This is a genomic window from Terriglobia bacterium (assembly GCA_020072785.1).
Lineage (GTDB): Bacteria > Acidobacteriota > Terriglobia > Acidiferrales > UBA7541 > Acidiferrum.
In genome coordinates this window covers 817,541-832,928 of record JAIQGG010000002.1, presented here as the reverse complement: position 1 = coordinate 832,928, position 15,388 = coordinate 817,541, and the positions used below count along the sequence as shown (strand labels likewise).

The window sequence follows — 15,388 nt, the reverse complement described above, 5'->3', positions numbered from 1 at the left end:
AGTTGGCCTCTCCTGCGCGACTCCCGCCATCCCCGGGGATTCGCGCTTCTCCCTTGGCCGTGGACCACGGGACCGTGCTGCATGCGTGCTTCTTCTTCACATGCGCCGCCAGGCCCGCACATTGGCTGCCCAGGCCAGCCCGCAGAGGACGAACTCTTGCGCCAATGAGAACCAGTGTCGTGCGCGGAAGTTAGTCAGCCCAAGAAAAGATGCAGGGCCCGGGGAAGAGGCTACCTGACTCGCAGGCAACAAGTAAAGCGCGCTGTCGCAGCCTGTGCCAGGCCGGCACTCATGTCTTAACCAATCAGGTATGGACGAACGGTAAGCTCTGCTGGGGCTGCGGAGATTCAAATTCCCGACACCCGCTTTAGGGATCAATTCCGCGTTTCGCACAACGCCCAAACCCACGATTGACTTTCCGCGCGCGCGCAAAGAATATGTTTACCTTCGGAGGTTCCCTGAATGAACCGAATCGCTCATGAACTTTCCCGCCGCGGCCTGCTGAAGCTGCTCGGCGCAACCACCGGCGGCCTCGCCCTCGCCGGCTGGACCGCCGCCAACGACGCCCTCGCCCAGGAGCCGGTCCCCGCCGCTCCCCTCCAGACCTTCACCGGCCCCGGCGCCAATCCCTACTGGAATTCCGTCGGCCCCTACGTCAGCGAGCCGCAAAAGGCCCCGCTCATTCTCCTCACCGACCGCCCCGTGCAGCTCGAAACCCCGCGCCACTACTTTCGCACCGCCTTCACCCCCAACGAAGCCTTCTACGTGCGCTGGCATCTCGACGGCATCCCCAACGCCGTGGACCTCAAAACCTGGAAGCTGACCATCGATGGCAACGTCGAGAAGCCTCTCTCCTTCACCCTTCCCGACCTCATGTCCAAATTCAAGCCCGTCTCCCTCGCCGCCGTCAACCAGTGCTCCGGCAACAGCCGCAGCCGCTTCCAGCCCCGCGTCCCCGGCGGGCAATGGGGCCACGGCGCCATGGGCAACGCCCTGTGGACCGGCGTGCGTCTGCGTGAGCTCCTCGACGCCGCCAAAGTGAAACCCGGCTCCCTGCAAGTCCAGGTTCAGGGTCTCGAGACCGGCTCCGGCCCCAAAGGCTTCGGCTCCAACCGCTTCCTCAAGTCCCTGGACCTCACCAATCCCGCGCTCGACGAAGCCGTGGTCGCCTACCTCATGAATGGCGAGCCCCTGCCCGTCCTCAACGGCTTCCCCGTGCGCCTGATCGTCCCCGGCTACTTCGCCACCTATTGGACGAAGTGCCTCACTTGGATCCGCGTCCTCGACCAGCCCGATGAAAATTTCTGGGTCAAGACCGCCTACCGCGTTCCCGATACCCCGCGCGGCAACACCACTCCCGCGGAGATGCAGGCCGGCGCCGTCAAAACCATCCCCATCAATCGCATGGTCGTCCGCTCGTTTCTCATCTCCCCGGACGGCGGCTCGAAGATCCCCGCCGGCATGACCGTAACCCTGCGCGGCATCGCTTTCAGCGGCAACGGCCGCGTCATCAAAACCGAAATTTCCGAGGACGGCGGCAAGACCTGGTTCGCCGCCCGGCTCGGCGAGGATCACGGCCCCTACTCCTTCCGCACCTGGGAGGCGCTGTGGACCCCGAAATCCCCGGGCCGCTATACCGTGGCCGTGCGCGCCACGGATGAAAAAGGAAACATCCAGCCCGATGAGCCGGTCTGGAATCCCGGCGGCTATCTCTGGAATCGCATCGAGCGCCAGGAATTCATCGTCGGAAGCGCGGGATAAAGGAGAGCCACCCCATGAAAACAAGAGTGCCGGTCCTGATTCTTCTCTCCTGCGCCGTTATCTTCCTCGCAGGCTTCGCGGTCTACGCCCAGCTCCAGAACGGCGATTACCAGCCCCCGGCGCTCGGCCAATTGCAGCAGCCCGCCCCGCCCGATCTCGCCCCGGACTCCCGCTACGGCGGCGCTTCCTATCCTCTCTACCCGCCGGAGCTGGCCCCCGGCGACGGCAAAGCGGAAGTCGAAGGCTACTGCGGCATGTGCCACAGCACCCGCTACATCACCATGCAGCCGCCCCTGCCCGCCGCCGTCTGGGAAGCCGAAGTCAACAAAATGAAAAAGGCTCTCGGCGCCACCATCCCCGACGCCGTCGCCCCCAAAATCATCCACTACCTGCAAACCCACTACACCCCGGAAACCCGCCAGCCGTAGCCGCCAGCCCGCGGCAAAACCCGGTAGCACAGGCGGAACTTGTCCCGACTCGGTCGGGACCCTGTGCACGCCAGATGACCGCACACACGAAGGCGGGTGGCAGTTCCTCGATGATTCGGCAGAGCCTGGGTGCCGCATCCCTTCGCGTTTTTGGTGCAGGGTGCGGGTTTTTTCTTTCTCTTGCGGGTCCTCCTCGCCCGTCATTTCGAACGAACGTGAGAAATCTCTCTTCACTCCGTCTCGGGCGGGTGGCCCTCGATAAGAGCGAAGGTGTTGCGTGTGGGGGTTTTGACGTTTCTGGCTGCAAGCGCGCGTCACCATCGTATTTTTCCACAGCCCATTCGAATACCACTCAGTAATCTGTTGAAAAAATGTAACTCTTCAGCTATCCTTCTCTGTGTTACGTCAATTCACAGTTCGAAAACTTTCCCGGTGTCCTTCCCGCCTCCTCTTGCTTTCAACTTTTAACCGTCAACTGTTAACTGCCCCTCTAACTCCTTTATTTGCCGCTCTTACGCACTCCCGAAAACAGGAGCGTGCCGCAACTCTCTTGAAATCAAGCCGATGCGCACTCTTTGCAAAAACACCCGGGGGTGGGGTATCCCCCGCGCCGGCATATCTAAACAAAAACTTTCACTCTTCCCCAAAAAGAAAAGGCCCGGCGCCCTCTGCAGGGGCCGGGCCTTCTCGGTTCTTGATGGAAGCGGGGTCAGTCCGCGCTGGCGGTGCCCGTTCCGGCTTCCTTCTGGTGCATCTGCTTTTCGCGCGCTTCCTTGATCAGCGCCTTGCGCGACAGGCGGATCTTGTTGCCCTCGATGGAGAGCACCTTGACCAGCACCTGGTCGCCGAGCTTCAGCTCATCGCGCACGTCGCGGATGCGCTGCTCGGAGATTTCGCTGATGTGCAGCAGGCCGTCGGTGCCCGGGAAGATTTCGACGAAGGCGCCGAAATCCGCCAGCCGCACCACTTTGCCCAGGTAGGTCTTGCCGATTTCCGCCGAGGCCGTAACCTCGCGGATCATCGCCAGGGCCTGGTCGCCGGCCGCACCGCTCGTCGAGAAGACGTGCACCTTGCCGTCTTCCATGACGTCGATCTTCACGCCGGTGGCTTCGATGATGGACCGGATTTTCTTGCCGCCCGGGCCGATCAGGTCGCGGATCTTGTCCGTGGGAATCTGCAGCATGAACAAACGCGGCGCGTAGGCCGAAATGTTCGGGCGCGTCGCGTTCAGCGTTTTGTCCATGATGTCGAGAATGTGCAGCCGCGCCGCCTTGGCCTGCGCCAGCGCTTCCCGCATCATCCCGATGCTGATCCCGCCAACCTTGATGTCCATCTGCAGGGCGGTGATGCCCTCGCGGGTTCCAGCGACCTTGAAGTCCATGTCGCCGTAGTGGTCTTCCGCACCGGCAATGTCCGTCAGGATGGCGTACTTGCTGGGGCTTTCCACCAGCAAGCCCATGGCGATGCCCGCGCACGGAGACTTGATGGGCACGCCCGCATCCATCAGCGCCAGCGAGCCGCCGCAAATGGTGGCCATCGAAGAGGAGCCGTTGGATTCCAGGATGTCCGAAACCAGCCGCATGGCGTAGGGGAATTCCGCCTCGGCCGGCAGCAGGTTGGCCAGCGCGCGTTCCGCCAGCGCTCCGTGGCCGATCTCCCGGCGCCCCGGTCCGCGCAGGAACTTCACTTCGCCCACGCTGAACGGCGGGAAATTGTAGTGCAGCATGAAGCGCTTGAAGGTGTCCTGCTCGAACAGCAGGTCCAGGCGCTGCATGTCTTCCTTGGTGCCCAGGGTCAGCGTGGCCAGCGCCTGGGTCTCGCCGCGGGTGAAGAGCGCCGAGCCGTGCACGCGCGGCAGCAAGCCCGCTTCGCAGGTGATGGGACGCACCTGGTCGAACTTGCGGCCGTCCGGACGGCGGTGCCGCTCCAGCATGTCGTCGCGGAAGAACTTCTCGCGCAGGCGCTCGAAGGCGCGCAGCGCCAGCTTCAGCTTCTCCGCTTCTTCCTTGGGGTAGGACGCCTTGATCTCGTCCTTCAGCGTGTCCACCAGGCGGTAGCTTTCCTTCTTGGGGTGCTTCTCGGTGTTCAGGGCGTCGTGCAGCCGCTCGCCGTATTTCGCCTGGATTTCCTTGTAGATGGCTTCGTCGAAGGCCAGCGGCGCAACCACCACTTTCTTGGGGTTGACCTTGGCGTACAGCTCGCGGATGGCCGTGATGATGCGCTTGATCTGCGCGTGGCCGAACTCCAGGGCCTCGGCTACCGTCTCTTCGGAAACTTCCAGCGCGCCCGCTTCCACCATGACGATGGCGCTTTCGCTGGCCGCGATGGTGATGTTCAGCTTGCTGATCTTCTGGTCGGCCACCGTCGGGTTGGCCACCAGTTGCCCGTTCAGCATGCCCACGCGCACCGCGGCGATGGGCGTCTCAAACGGCAGTTCCGAGCAGAACGCCGCGGCGGAGGCCCCGGTCATGGCGATCACGTCGGGGTCGTTCTCGCTGTCCGCGGAGAGCACCATGGACACGATCTGGGTTTCATTGCGCCAGGCTTCCGGAAACAGCGGGCGCATCGGCCGGTCGATCTGCCGCGAAGTCAGAATTTCTTTCTCCGAAGGCCGCCCTTCGCGCTTGAAGAAGCCGCCGGGAATTTTTCCCGCGGAGTAGGTGTACTCGCGGTAGTCCACCGTGAGCGGCAGAAAGTCGCGGTCGTTCAGGGTCGAGGCCATGCAGGCGGTCGTCAGCACCACCGTATCGCCGTAGCGCGCTACGATGGCGCCGTGCGCTTGCCGGGCGATCTTGCCCGTTTCGAGCGTCAGGGTGCGTCCCCCGACCTCGACGGTAACTGTGTGCGGTGCCGGTAGATGTGAATTTTCAGACATAAGTTACTTTCCTTTTTCCCCGTTGCGGGGCCTTTTCCCGTGGAAGCGCAATGCTCCATCGGGTGCCGGAAAGAAGAGAGATGGCGAGGCGCAAACGAGCGGCGTCAGACAGAGAGAGGCCCGGGCGTGCGGCCAACGAGCCGCAACGCTGCGGGCAGACTCGGCTGCATCAGCGTAATTTCGCTCTGTAAAGGAAGAAGCCGGCGGTAAAGTCGGCTACTTGCGCAGGCTAAGACGTTCGACAATCTCGCGATACCGTTCTGGGTCACGGCGGTTGAGGTAGTCCAGCAGGCGCCGGCGCTTGTTGACCATCATGATCAACCCCCGCCGCGAAGCATGGTCCTTCATGTGCGACTTGAGATGCGAGGTAAGATAGTTGATCCGCTCGCTCAAAAGAGCGATTTGCACTTCCGGCGAGCCCGTATCCTTCACATGGCTACGGAACTGTTCGATCAACACCATTTTCGCGTCGCTCAAGGCCGCCCTCTCCGTCATTCCCACAAAAGTGTTTTTCTCTTTTCTTCGACCACAAACAGGCTAACACAACATCCGCAAAGGTGTAAAGAAATGTAAAACTCCCGCCCCGCCCTCTTCCCGCCTGGCAGCCGCTCCGCAGCCCCTGCCGTAATGGTATACTGCGCGGTCTTTTGCCGCGCACCCTGCGGGCCACGGCGCAGAGCGCCGGAAATCGAGGAACCCTTCATGCCCACCACACCGCACGTGGAAAAGCACTTCACCGCCAGCGCATCGGTCCGCGACGTGGTCATCGGCATGGCCGACGGCCTGACCGTGCCCTTCGCCCTGGCCGCGGGGATTTCCGGCGCCGTCGCCGCCGTGGCCGGCGCCAGCGGCCTGGTGGTCACCGCCGGCCTGGCGGAAATCGCCGCTGGTTCCATTGCCATGGGCCTCGGCGGCTACCTGGCCGCCAAAACCGACGCCGAACACTACGCCAGCGAGCTCCAGCGCGAATACCACGAAATCGTCGATCTGCGCGAGCACGAAGTCCAGGAGGTGATGGACATTTTCCACGGCTACGGGCTCACCCCCGAACAGATGGCCCCGGTAGTCACCGCCATCTGCTCCGACAACAAGCGCTGGGTGGACTTCATGATGCGCTTCGAACTGGGCCTCGAAGAGCCGCACCCGCAGCGCGCCAGCCGCAGCGCCTTGACCATCGCCGCCTCGTACATCTTCGGCGGCCTCATTCCCCTCGCCCCCTACATGCTCCAGCACAACGTCATCACCGGGCTGTGGTATTCGGTGGGCATCACCCTGCTGGCCCTGGCCATCTTCGGCGGGGTGAAGGCGCATTACACCGGCATCGCCCCGCTGCGCGGCGCCCTGCAAACCGTCTCCACCGGCGGCCTGGCCGCCGGCGCCGCCTTCTTCATCGCCCGGCTGATCAGCTAGGGCGCAGCGTTTGCGCGTCCCTGAGGGCCGATTCCCGCAAAGCCCCTTTAGGCCGTTCCTATCTTCCCGCCACCGGGGGAAAACCGCCGCACTCATGACATCCTCGTTTAATATTTGCTATCCTCCTTGCTAGAGCGGCTCCATGAGCGCCGAGAGATCTCGCGTGCTAGTAAGACCGATGACCCTGGAGGACATACCGGGGGTAGTGGAGCTGCAGGTCCGGGTCTTCCCGGAAATGCTGAGCTGGACGACCGAGGAGCTTTCCCACCATCTTTCCGTCTTCCCCGAAGGCCAGCTGGTCGCCGTGGACGAGACCGGGCGGCTGCTGGGTTCCGCGAGTTCCCTCATCATCGATTGGGACGACTACGCCGAGTCGGCCAAGTGGTCCGCGATCACCGGACGCGGAACATTCGACACCCATGACCCGCTCGGCAAGACCCTCTACGGCGCGGACATGTGCGTGGACCCGCTGGCGCGCCGGAATGGCGTGGGCTCGCGCTTCTACGACGCGCGCAAGAAGATGGTGCGGGAGCGCGGGCTGAAGCGCCTGCTGACCGGCGGACGGATTCCGGGCTACGCGGAGATCGCGCAGAAGATGACGCCGCGGGAATACGTGGAAGAAGTGGTGCAGGGAAAAAGAAAGGACCCGACGCTGAGCTTCCAGCTGGCAAACGGGCTGGTGGTTCTGGACGTCGTCCCGGAATATCTGGAAGACATCGAGTCGCGGGGCTACGCGACGCTGCTGGAATGGCTGAACCCGGAATACGTGGCGACCGTAAGCCTGGAGGCCGGCGAGCAGCACGCGGCCCTGGAGGAACCGGGCGAAGAGGCCCTGCGCGAACGATTGGGCCCGTCGCGCGTGCGCATCGCCGCGCTGCAGTACCTGCTCCGCCCCATCCGGCGCTTCGAGGACTTTGCGACCCAGGTGGAGTTCTTCGTGCGCAGCGCCCGCGATTACCGCAGCCACTTCGTGGTCTTCCCCGAGTACTTCACGATGCAACTGCTGAGCTACCTGCGCGAGCCGGCTCCGGGCCGCGCGGTGCGCCGTCTGGCACAGCTCACCCTGGAGTACGAGGACCTCTTCCAGCGGCTGGCGGCGGAAACCGGGCTGTACATCATCGCCGGGACGCATCCCGTTATTCAGCAAGGCGCGCTGTTTAACGCGGCGCACCTGTTCACCCCGAACGGCCGGGTGTTCCGGCAGAAGAAGGTGCACCTCACGCCCACGGAGAGGAATCTCTACCAGATGAGCCGGGGCCACGGATTTTATGTCTACCATACGGACTACGGCAGGATCGCCATTCTGGTGTGTTACGACGTGGAGTTTCCGGAAGCCGCGCGGGCGCTGGCGGAAGGCGGAGCGCAGATTCTGTTCGTGCCGTCGTGCACGGACGAGCGGCAGGGATTCTGCCGGGTGCGCTACTGCGCCCAGGCGCGGGCGATCGAGAATCAGATCTACGTGGCCATGGCGGGGACCGTGGGCAACCTTCCCGACGTGCCGTGCATGGCCACGCACTACGGCCAGGCAGCGATCCTCACGCCCTCGGACTATTTCTTTGCCCGCGACGGGGTGGCGGCCGAGGGCATCGTCAACCAGGAGCAGATGGTCCTCTCGGATGTGGACTTGGATCTGCTGGCCGAGCAAAGCGTCAGCGGCACGGTCATTCCGATCAATGACGTGATCCGCGACGCCTACGACCGGGTGATCCACTATGCGGACCGCCGCGACGGGAACAAGGCGGCGGGCTCGCCGGCCGCTGCCCAACCGGAGCCGCATTTGCGTTCAGAAGGATGATCGATTGGGAACCGGCGTCCCGGCGCAGCCCTAGCTGGCTGAGGGTGCTGACGGTCCTGTGGGGGCAAACAGGAACTGCCATCGCTGAATTCTCCGGGAACGAAAGTACCCCGCGCTTGCCAGCAGATAATATTTCCACATTCTGTGGAATCGCTCGCCATAGTGGGACGCGAGCGCGCCCCAGTGTTCCTGGAAATTGTGGAACCAGGCCATCAGCGTCTTGTCGTAGTAGTGCCCCCAATTCTGCAGTTCCTCGACGATAAATAGTCCGTCGATCGAGGCCCCGATCTGCTTCATGGACGGCAGCAACGCGTTCGGGAAAATATACCTATCCATCCAGGGATCCATCGAGCGGGTGGAGAGGTTTGTGCCGATAGTGCCCAGGACAAAGAGCCCGTCCTTTTTCAAACAGCGATGCGCAATCTCCATATAGGTCCGGTAGTTCTTGTAGCCGACGTGTTCGAACATCCCGAGCGATACGATATGGTCAAACTGTCCGCGGAGATCGCGGTAATCCTGCAGCCGAATTTCAACCGGCAGGCCCTTGCAGTTCTGCCGAGCCAGTTGAAGCTGATTCTCGGAAAGGGTGATCCCCAGAACCTTAGCCCCGTATTTCTCCGCCGCAAATTTCGCAAAACTTCCCCAACCACAGCCGATATCGAGGACTTGCGAATTCGGCCGCAGATTCAGCTTCCGGCAAACGAAGTGCAGGTTGTTTTCCTGAGCTTCGTCCAAGCTGGAAGCCCGCTCCCAGTTGGCACACGAATAAACCATGCGCTGGTCCAGCATGCGCGTGTATAAGTCGTTCCCGATGTCGTAGTGCCTTTTCACATTGCCGGAAGCTCTGGCTTTTATTTGCAGGTTGAGAAAGAAAGCCTTGAGATAAGACAAGGCGAGTTGCCAGCCGAAGGGCACTTTCCGTTCCAGATCGGCCGTGAAGATCCTGCAGAACATCTGGTCCAACTCCGGACAATCCCACCAGGCGTCCATATAGGATTCGCCCAGTCCCAGGGAGCCTCTCTGCGGCACCACTCGATAAAAGCGGTCGTCGTGGACCGCGATATCCCAGGGGCGGTCTCCATTGATGCGGATGTCCGCAAGCCCCAGCACTTCCTGCGTCCTGGCTTTCTGATTTGTTTCGGGCATACCTGCCTCCCTGACCGGGCTGCAGACGAAAGGCTAGCGAAAGAGCCACAATTCACACTCAGACTAGCAAATCGGCATTTTCCTTTGCTGTGACCCAAATCACGCCGGTTTGTGAGCAGCCGGCCCAGGGCATCCGGGGGCGGCTCAACTCCGGAGGGGAGTTCCCGGGCGGAATGGAACCGCCGGACAGCTTCGGATGAAGAGAAGCGCCTAACATACTGGGCGCTCAGCGCCGCCGGGTGTGCGCCAGGGAGAGGAATTCGTCGCGGGTCTGCTTGCTGGTGCGGAAGGCGCCGAGCATGGCGCTGGTCACCGCCTGGCCGTGCTGTTTTTCGACGCCGCGCATCTGCATGCACAAATGCCGCGCTTCGATGATCACACCCACGCCTTCCGGGCTGATCTTCTCCTGGATGGCCTGGGCGATCTGGCTGGTCAGGCGCTCCTGGATCTGCAGGCGCCGGGCGAACATGTTGACCAGGCGCGCCACCTTGCTGAGTCCGATCACGCGCTTGCTCGGGAGGTAGGCCACGTGGCACTTCCCGAAGAACGGCAGCAGGTGGTGCTCGCAGAGGCTGAAGAACTCGATGTCCTTCACCACCACCATCTCGTCGTAGCATACGGCGAAGGTGGCCCCGTTCAGCACCTGGTCCGCGTTCATGTGATAGCCACTGGTGAGAAAGCGCAGCGCCTTCTCGAAGCGCTCCGGGGTCTTGTGCAGCCCCTCGCGCTCGGGGTCCTCGCCCACCAGGACCAGCATGCGGCGCACGAGGTCGGCGATGGTCTCGCCCTTCTTCTCGTTCAGCAGAATTTCCGCAGCCTGTTTGGCCATGACGCGCTCCCTTTCATTCTCCAGCATACTCAAAACTGTTGTTGCCCGTCTCCTCGACGCGCACGCGCTCGAGGCGCGCGGCCGGGAACCCCTGCAGCCGCGCGTAAATCTCCACGCACAGGTTTTCCGTCGTCGGCACCACGCCGCGGAACGCCGCAACCTCTTCGTTCAGGTTGCGGTGATCGAACGCCTGCAGCACCTGGCGCGCGACGTAGCCGTCCAGCTCGGTGAGATTCGCGATCATGCCCGTCGCCGGGTCCACCGCGCCGGACACGCTCACTTCCAGCACATAATTGTGTCCGTGGCCGTAGGGGTTGTTGCACTTGCCGTACACCCGCTGGTTCTCTTCCGTGCTCAACCGGGCGCTGTGCAGGCGGTGCGACGCCGCAAAACGGTACCTGCGGCACAGCTCGAACTTCAGCTCGCCAAGTCCGATGGTTTTTGGGGCGAAGCTCATGCGCGCAGCGCTCCGTGGCGGTAGCAATCCACGAAAAGGTCCGCCGACTCATGCAGCCGGATGCGGTGCAGCCGCCCCTGCGTGATCTTCGGCTCCAGCAGGTCCCAGATCACCCGCGCGACATTCTCGCAGGTGGGAATTTTCCCGGCCAGTTCCGGCACTTCGAAATTCAAGTGGCGGTGGTCCATGCGCTGCATCACTTCCCGCTCCAGCAGATCCTTCAGCTCCTTCAAGTCCAGGACCATTCCCGTCACCGGGTCCGGCTCCCCCGCCACGGTCACTTCCAGCGTGTAATTGTGGCCGTGCCCGTGCGGATTATTGCACTTGCCGAAGACGCGGCGGTTCTCTTCCTCGGAGAATGCCGGGTTGTGATACCGGTGCGAGGCGGCGAACTCGATCTTGCGCGTGATCGTGACCATCAGCGTCCCTGACCCTCCGCCGCCGGCGTGCCCACCGGATATTCCCGGCCCTTCCAGCTAACCCGGCCCCGCGCATGGCTGATCCAGGAAGCGGCCAGCACGGCGGCATACATTAGGACGGCGGGCACGTAATAAAGGATTCGAGAAACCGGGAAATGGTTACGCGCCAAAGCCGCGGCATAGGTGGCGTGGCGCAGCAGGAGCAGAAGCAGCCCCGCCAGCGCACTCACGGGCCACGCCAGGCCCGCGAGCAGCAACACGCCGGGAATCCACGGCACGGCCGTCAGCAGCTCCCGCCGCATCCCCGCGGCGTTGCCGCCCATCAACTGGAAGAGGTTCTTCCGCCACCCTTCCCACATGGCGCCGAAGCTGCGGTACATGCGCACGCGCACCACGCCCTGGCCCGGCCCGAACCACAGCCGGAAGCCCGCGCCCTTCACGCGCCCGGCCAGCGCCACGTCCTCCAGAATCTCTCCCGCCACAGCGCGGTGGCCTCCCACGGCATCGTAGGCCGCGCGGCAGAGCAGCAGATATTGGCCGTTGGCCGCGGCCGCGGGCGCCGCCGCATCGTTCACGGCCGCGTAGGAGAAGCGCCGCGCCAGCCGGCAATAGATGAAGGGAATGAGCGCCTTCTCCCACCATGCCTCGGTCGCCTGCTGCGGGGAAAAGGAGACCAGCGCGGCATCGTGCTCTTGCGCCAGGTGCAGGGCGCGCGCAGCCGCTCCCGCCAGATGCTCGGCATCGGCATCCGTGAAGAGCAGCCACGGCAGACGGGCCTGCTGCGCGCCCAGCCAGACTGCGTGGTTCTTTCCCACCCAGCCGGGCGGCACGCCCGGCGACTCGACAACGCGCAAGCGCGGAATCGTCTCCTGCAAGCGGCGCAGAAGCGCCGCGGTGCCGTCCGTGGATTCGTCGTTCACCACGATGATTTCGCCGATCTCCGGCTGGCGCGCCAGCGACGCGACGCACGCGGCGAGGATCGCTTCTTCATTGCGCGCCGGGACAATGGCGCAGATTGGCGCGCCTACGGCCGCGGAAAGAGGTGCGCAGGCAGCAGGACCGTTGGAGAAGTCTCTTGGCATCGCTGTAAGGAGTAAAGGACCGTTTCCCGGTCCGGGGCAGAAGTTGTATTATAGCACTCGATGGAATTCATGCGGAAACTCTTCGCCTGGGGCGGCCTTGCGCTCGCCGCTCTTCTGCTTCTTGCCTTCGTCCGGCCTCTCTATCGCCAGGGAGAAGCCTCGGTTGCCGGAAAAAAAGCTCCGGATTTCGCGCTGACGATGGACAAGAAGGAGCTGCACCTCTCGGATCTGCGCGGCAAGGTGGTGGTGGTGAATTTCTGGGCCACCTGGTGCCCGCCGTGCGTCGAAGAGACTCCCGCGCTCAACCTCTTGCAAGAACACATCGCGTCGCGCGGAGGCGTGGTCCTGGGCGTGAGCGTGGACGAGGACGAGGCGGCCTACCAGAGCTTTCTCCGGCAGCAGGGGGTGGTCTTCCCCACCTTCCGCGATCCCTCCAAGCAGATTCCGCTCGATTACGGCACCTCGATGTATCCGGAAACCTACGTGGTGGACCGCCACGGCAGAATCGCCCGCAAGATTATCGGCCCGCAGAAGTGGGACTCCCCGGAAATGCTCGCTTACTTCGACGCCCTGCTCGGCCAGCCCTAACGAGTAGAAGAAAATCTGCCACAGAGGCACAGAGAAGAGAGCAAATTATTTTTCGCTCTCCGTGGCTATTCTTTCCGAAGGGCCTACTCGTAGCGCAGGGCTTCCACGGGGTCGAGCTTGGCGGCCTGCATAGCGGGCAGCCAGCCGCTGAGCACACCGACCACCACGAGAATTCCGGTGGAGAGCAGCATGGTGGCCACGGACAGCGTGAGGTGGATGTCCACTTTTCCGGAATCGTCTTCGTAGGCCGGCCCCAGGAACGGCAGCGTCCCGATCGAGGAGGTGATGGCGGCGGAGAGCAGCATTCCGATGGCGCCGGCGGCCAGGGTCATGACCAGGGCTTCCATCAGGAATTGCCAGCGGATGTGCGCGCGTCTGGCGCCCAGGGCGCGCCGCAAGCCGATCTCGCGCACGCGCTCCTCCACCGACACCAGCATGATATTCATCACGCCCACGCCGCCGATTCCCAAGGTCAGCGCGCCCACGAAAAACAGCAGAGCCTCGATCCCCAGGGTGATGCCTTCATAGATGGGCTTGAACTCTTCCCGGCCGTACATGGTGATGGCACGCTTGTCGTTCGCGGAAAAGCGCTGGCGAGTGGCCACTGCCGCGCGCACCTGTTGCATGGCCTGCGCTTCGAAGACCGGGGCCACCGGCTCGAACAGCAGCACGCTGGCATAGCGGGTGTCCCACAGGTCGCCCGCCGCGGTGTAGGGAATGAAAGCCGATTCGTCGTCGCTGGTGAAGTAGTTGCTGTCGGAAAACTTGGTGTCCATCGCGCCGATCACGTTGAAGCGCACGCCGTTGATGCGCACCATCTCCCCGACCGCCGGGGTCCCGCTGAAGAGCTTCTTGCGCAGAATAGCGCCCAGAAAGACCACGCGACGCCGCTCGGCGACGTCTTCCGGAGAAATCCAGCGCCCTTCCACGGGGACCTCGTTGCGCATCTCTCCGTATTCGGGATAGACGCCGCGGATCGCGGTGTCCGAAAGCCGCTCCTCGTGGGTGATGCCGCGGAAGCGCACCGTCTCCAGGGTCACGCGCTTCACCAGCGGGGATTGCGCTTTGATCCACTCCGCGTCCTCTTTTTCGAAGTGCACGGCCTTGCCCGCGCGCTCGCCGCCGGCCTGCTCGCTGGTGGTCCCCGGCCAGCAGACTACCGCGCCCTTGCCGAAGACCTCGAAGGTGTACATCAGCACGCTGCGGAAACCCGAGCCATAGCTCAGGAGCAGGGTGACCGCCACGATGCCCCAGGCGATCCCGGTCATAGTCAGCAGGCTGCGCACCGGATTGCGCCCCAGCGCGGCCCAGGCCTCGCGAAAGATCTCGAGTAGCATCTAGCCTCCCGCCTCGAAGCGCAGCGCCTCGATGGGGTCCACCGAGGCCGCACGGTTCGCCGGATAGACCCCGGACAGAACCGCGATGCCGCCCAGCAGCGTGACCGACAGCGCCGCGAGCTTCCAACTTGCCACGAGCCCCGCAAAAAACGGCGGCATGGGCAGCAGATTCACGAGCGCGCAAAAGCCGTAGGAGACGGCCAGGCCCGTGCCGCCGCTCAGCAGGGCCACGATGACCGTTTCCAAAAAGAACTGGCGGAGGATGGAGCGCCGCGTGGCGCCCAAGGCCATGCGCACGCCGATCTCCCGGGTGCGCTCCCGTACGGAGACCAGCATCACGTTCATCACGCCCAGCCCGCCCAGAAACAGGGTGACCACGCCCACCGCGCCCATGAAAATCTCCATGCCCACGATGATCATGCGGTTGGCCTGGGCATTTTTCACGGTGTCCCAGATGCTCGCGGCTTCCTTGTCGCGGGGGTCAAAGTCGTGCAGGCGGCCCAGGGAGCGCCGCAGCTGCCGCACGCAATCCAGGTGGGTCTCCAGCGACCAGGGCGCCACCAGCAGGCGGTTCACGGTGTGCTCGACAGCCGGGGGCTTGTTCGGGAAATCCCGGCGCATGGCATTGAAGGGGATAAAAATTTTGCGCACGTCTCTGCCGTCGTAGCTGGAATCCTGGTCCTTGGCCTTCATCACCCCGATCACGACGTAGGGAATGCCGTTCATCCAGATCGTCGCGCCGAGGGCCTCGCGGGAGGCAAAGAGCTGCTTCTTGGTGTCGCTTCCGAGGAAGGCCACGCGCCGGCCGTCTTCGTTGTCCTGCTGGTTGTAGAAGCGGCCCTGGGCCACGGTGACGCCGCGGATTTCACGGAAGGCCGGCAGGGAGCCGACCGTGAGGATCGTTCCGCTGTTGAAGAGGCTGTGCACCTGCAACTCATTGCCCAGCTCGGGCATGACGTATTTGCAGGCCGGCGATTCCGCGGCCACCTGCACGTAGTCGTCTTCGCCCCAGCGCACGACGCGTCCGGCCCGCGCTCCCCCGGCCTGCATGCTGGTGCGCCCGGAAAAGACGATCATTACGTCTTTGCCGAACGTTTCCTGCTGCTTCTGGATCCCCTCGCCCAGGCCCTCGCTGGCCGCCACCATCAGGGTGATGGAGATGATCCCCCAGGCGATGCCGAACATGGTCAGCAGCGTGCGGCGCTTGTGGGCCCACAGCGTCGCCAGGGTGTCCCGCAACAGGTCCAGGAAGGACATGACT

Annotated in this window: 14 protein-coding genes; 5 read left to right on the top strand and 9 right to left on the bottom strand. The window is 63.5% G+C overall.

Annotation, left to right across the window (positions count from 1 at the left end; genetic code table 11):
- Window positions 1-462 precede the first annotated feature (462 nt).
- Both LAN61_06815 and LAN61_06810 read left to right on the top strand, forming a co-directional pair.
- Window positions 463-1,761 carry a molybdopterin-dependent oxidoreductase gene (locus LAN61_06815; protein MBZ5540218.1) on the top strand — a complete coding sequence of 433 codons (1,299 nt, stop codon included), beginning with the start codon at window positions 463-465 and terminating at the stop codon, window positions 1,759-1,761.
- 14 nt (window positions 1,762-1,775) lie between these two features.
- Entirely contained in the window at window positions 1,776-2,189 is a 414-nt protein-coding gene (locus LAN61_06810; protein MBZ5540217.1) for a sulfide dehydrogenase, read from the top strand.
- Window positions 2,190-2,898: 709 nt separating this feature from the next.
- Here the strand turns inward: LAN61_06810 and pnp are convergent.
- Both pnp and rpsO read right to left on the bottom strand, forming a co-directional pair.
- The gene (gene pnp / locus LAN61_06805; GenBank protein MBZ5540216.1) at window positions 2,899-5,064 is read right to left on the bottom strand and encodes a polyribonucleotide nucleotidyltransferase; all 2,166 of its coding nucleotides are present in this window, start codon (window positions 5,062-5,064) and stop codon (window positions 2,899-2,901) included.
- Between the two features lie 216 nt (window positions 5,065-5,280).
- Window positions 5,281-5,526, bottom strand: a complete 246-nt coding sequence (rpsO, locus tag LAN61_06800; GenBank protein MBZ5540215.1) for a 30S ribosomal protein S15 — start codon at window positions 5,524-5,526, stop codon at window positions 5,281-5,283.
- A gap of 240 nt (window positions 5,527-5,766) precedes the next feature.
- On the opposite strand from rpsO, the gene LAN61_06795 reads away from it, so the two are divergent.
- Window positions 5,767-6,474 (top strand): VIT1/CCC1 transporter family protein, encoded by a 708-nt coding sequence (locus LAN61_06795; protein ID MBZ5540214.1) that lies wholly within the window; start codon window positions 5,767-5,769, stop codon window positions 6,472-6,474.
- Window positions 6,475-6,637: 163 nt separating this feature from the next.
- Window positions 6,638-8,269, top strand: coding sequence for a bifunctional GNAT family N-acetyltransferase/carbon-nitrogen hydrolase family protein (locus tag LAN61_06790; protein ID MBZ5540213.1), 1,632 nt, complete (start codon window positions 6,638-6,640; stop codon window positions 8,267-8,269).
- Window positions 8,270-8,299: 30 nt separating this feature from the next.
- Here LAN61_06790 and cfa read toward each other — a convergent pair whose 3' ends face one another.
- The 5 genes from cfa to LAN61_06765 form a co-directional block, all read right to left on the bottom strand.
- Complete coding sequence (gene cfa / locus LAN61_06785; GenBank protein ID MBZ5540212.1) at window positions 8,300-9,415, bottom strand: cyclopropane fatty acyl phospholipid synthase; 1,116 nt, start codon at window positions 9,413-9,415, stop codon at window positions 8,300-8,302.
- A 226-nt stretch (window positions 9,416-9,641) separates the two neighbouring features.
- Window positions 9,642-10,244 (bottom strand): GTP cyclohydrolase I FolE, encoded by a 603-nt coding sequence (gene folE / locus LAN61_06780; protein ID MBZ5540211.1) that lies wholly within the window; start codon window positions 10,242-10,244, stop codon window positions 9,642-9,644.
- A gap of 13 nt (window positions 10,245-10,257) precedes the next feature.
- A complete protein-coding gene (locus LAN61_06775) occupies window positions 10,258-10,701 on the bottom strand; it encodes a 6-carboxytetrahydropterin synthase (protein MBZ5540210.1) in 444 nt (147 codons plus the stop codon).
- The gene (locus tag LAN61_06770) at window positions 10,698-11,120 is read right to left on the bottom strand and encodes a 6-carboxytetrahydropterin synthase (protein ID MBZ5540209.1); all 423 of its coding nucleotides are present in this window, start codon (window positions 11,118-11,120) and stop codon (window positions 10,698-10,700) included. The genes LAN61_06775 and LAN61_06770 overlap by 4 nt, the downstream gene beginning before the upstream one ends.
- The gene (locus LAN61_06765; GenBank protein ID MBZ5540208.1) at window positions 11,120-12,202 is read right to left on the bottom strand and encodes a glycosyltransferase family 2 protein; all 1,083 of its coding nucleotides are present in this window, start codon (window positions 12,200-12,202) and stop codon (window positions 11,120-11,122) included. The genes LAN61_06770 and LAN61_06765 overlap by 1 nt, the downstream gene beginning before the upstream one ends.
- A gap of 69 nt (window positions 12,203-12,271) precedes the next feature.
- Between LAN61_06765 and LAN61_06760 the strand changes: the two genes are divergently transcribed.
- Window positions 12,272-12,790 (top strand): TlpA family protein disulfide reductase, encoded by a 519-nt coding sequence (locus tag LAN61_06760; protein MBZ5540207.1) that lies wholly within the window; start codon window positions 12,272-12,274, stop codon window positions 12,788-12,790.
- Window positions 12,791-12,873: 83 nt separating this feature from the next.
- On the opposite strand, the gene LAN61_06755 is transcribed toward LAN61_06760, so the two are convergent.
- Together LAN61_06755 and LAN61_06750 are read right to left on the bottom strand one after the other, a co-directional pair.
- Window positions 12,874-14,127 (bottom strand): ABC transporter permease, encoded by a 1,254-nt coding sequence (locus LAN61_06755; GenBank protein ID MBZ5540206.1) that lies wholly within the window; start codon window positions 14,125-14,127, stop codon window positions 12,874-12,876.
- The gene (locus LAN61_06750) at window positions 14,128-15,384 is read right to left on the bottom strand and encodes an ABC transporter permease (GenBank protein MBZ5540205.1); all 1,257 of its coding nucleotides are present in this window, start codon (window positions 15,382-15,384) and stop codon (window positions 14,128-14,130) included. It abuts the gene before it with no gap.
- Between the last annotated feature and the right edge of the window lie 4 nt (window positions 15,385-15,388).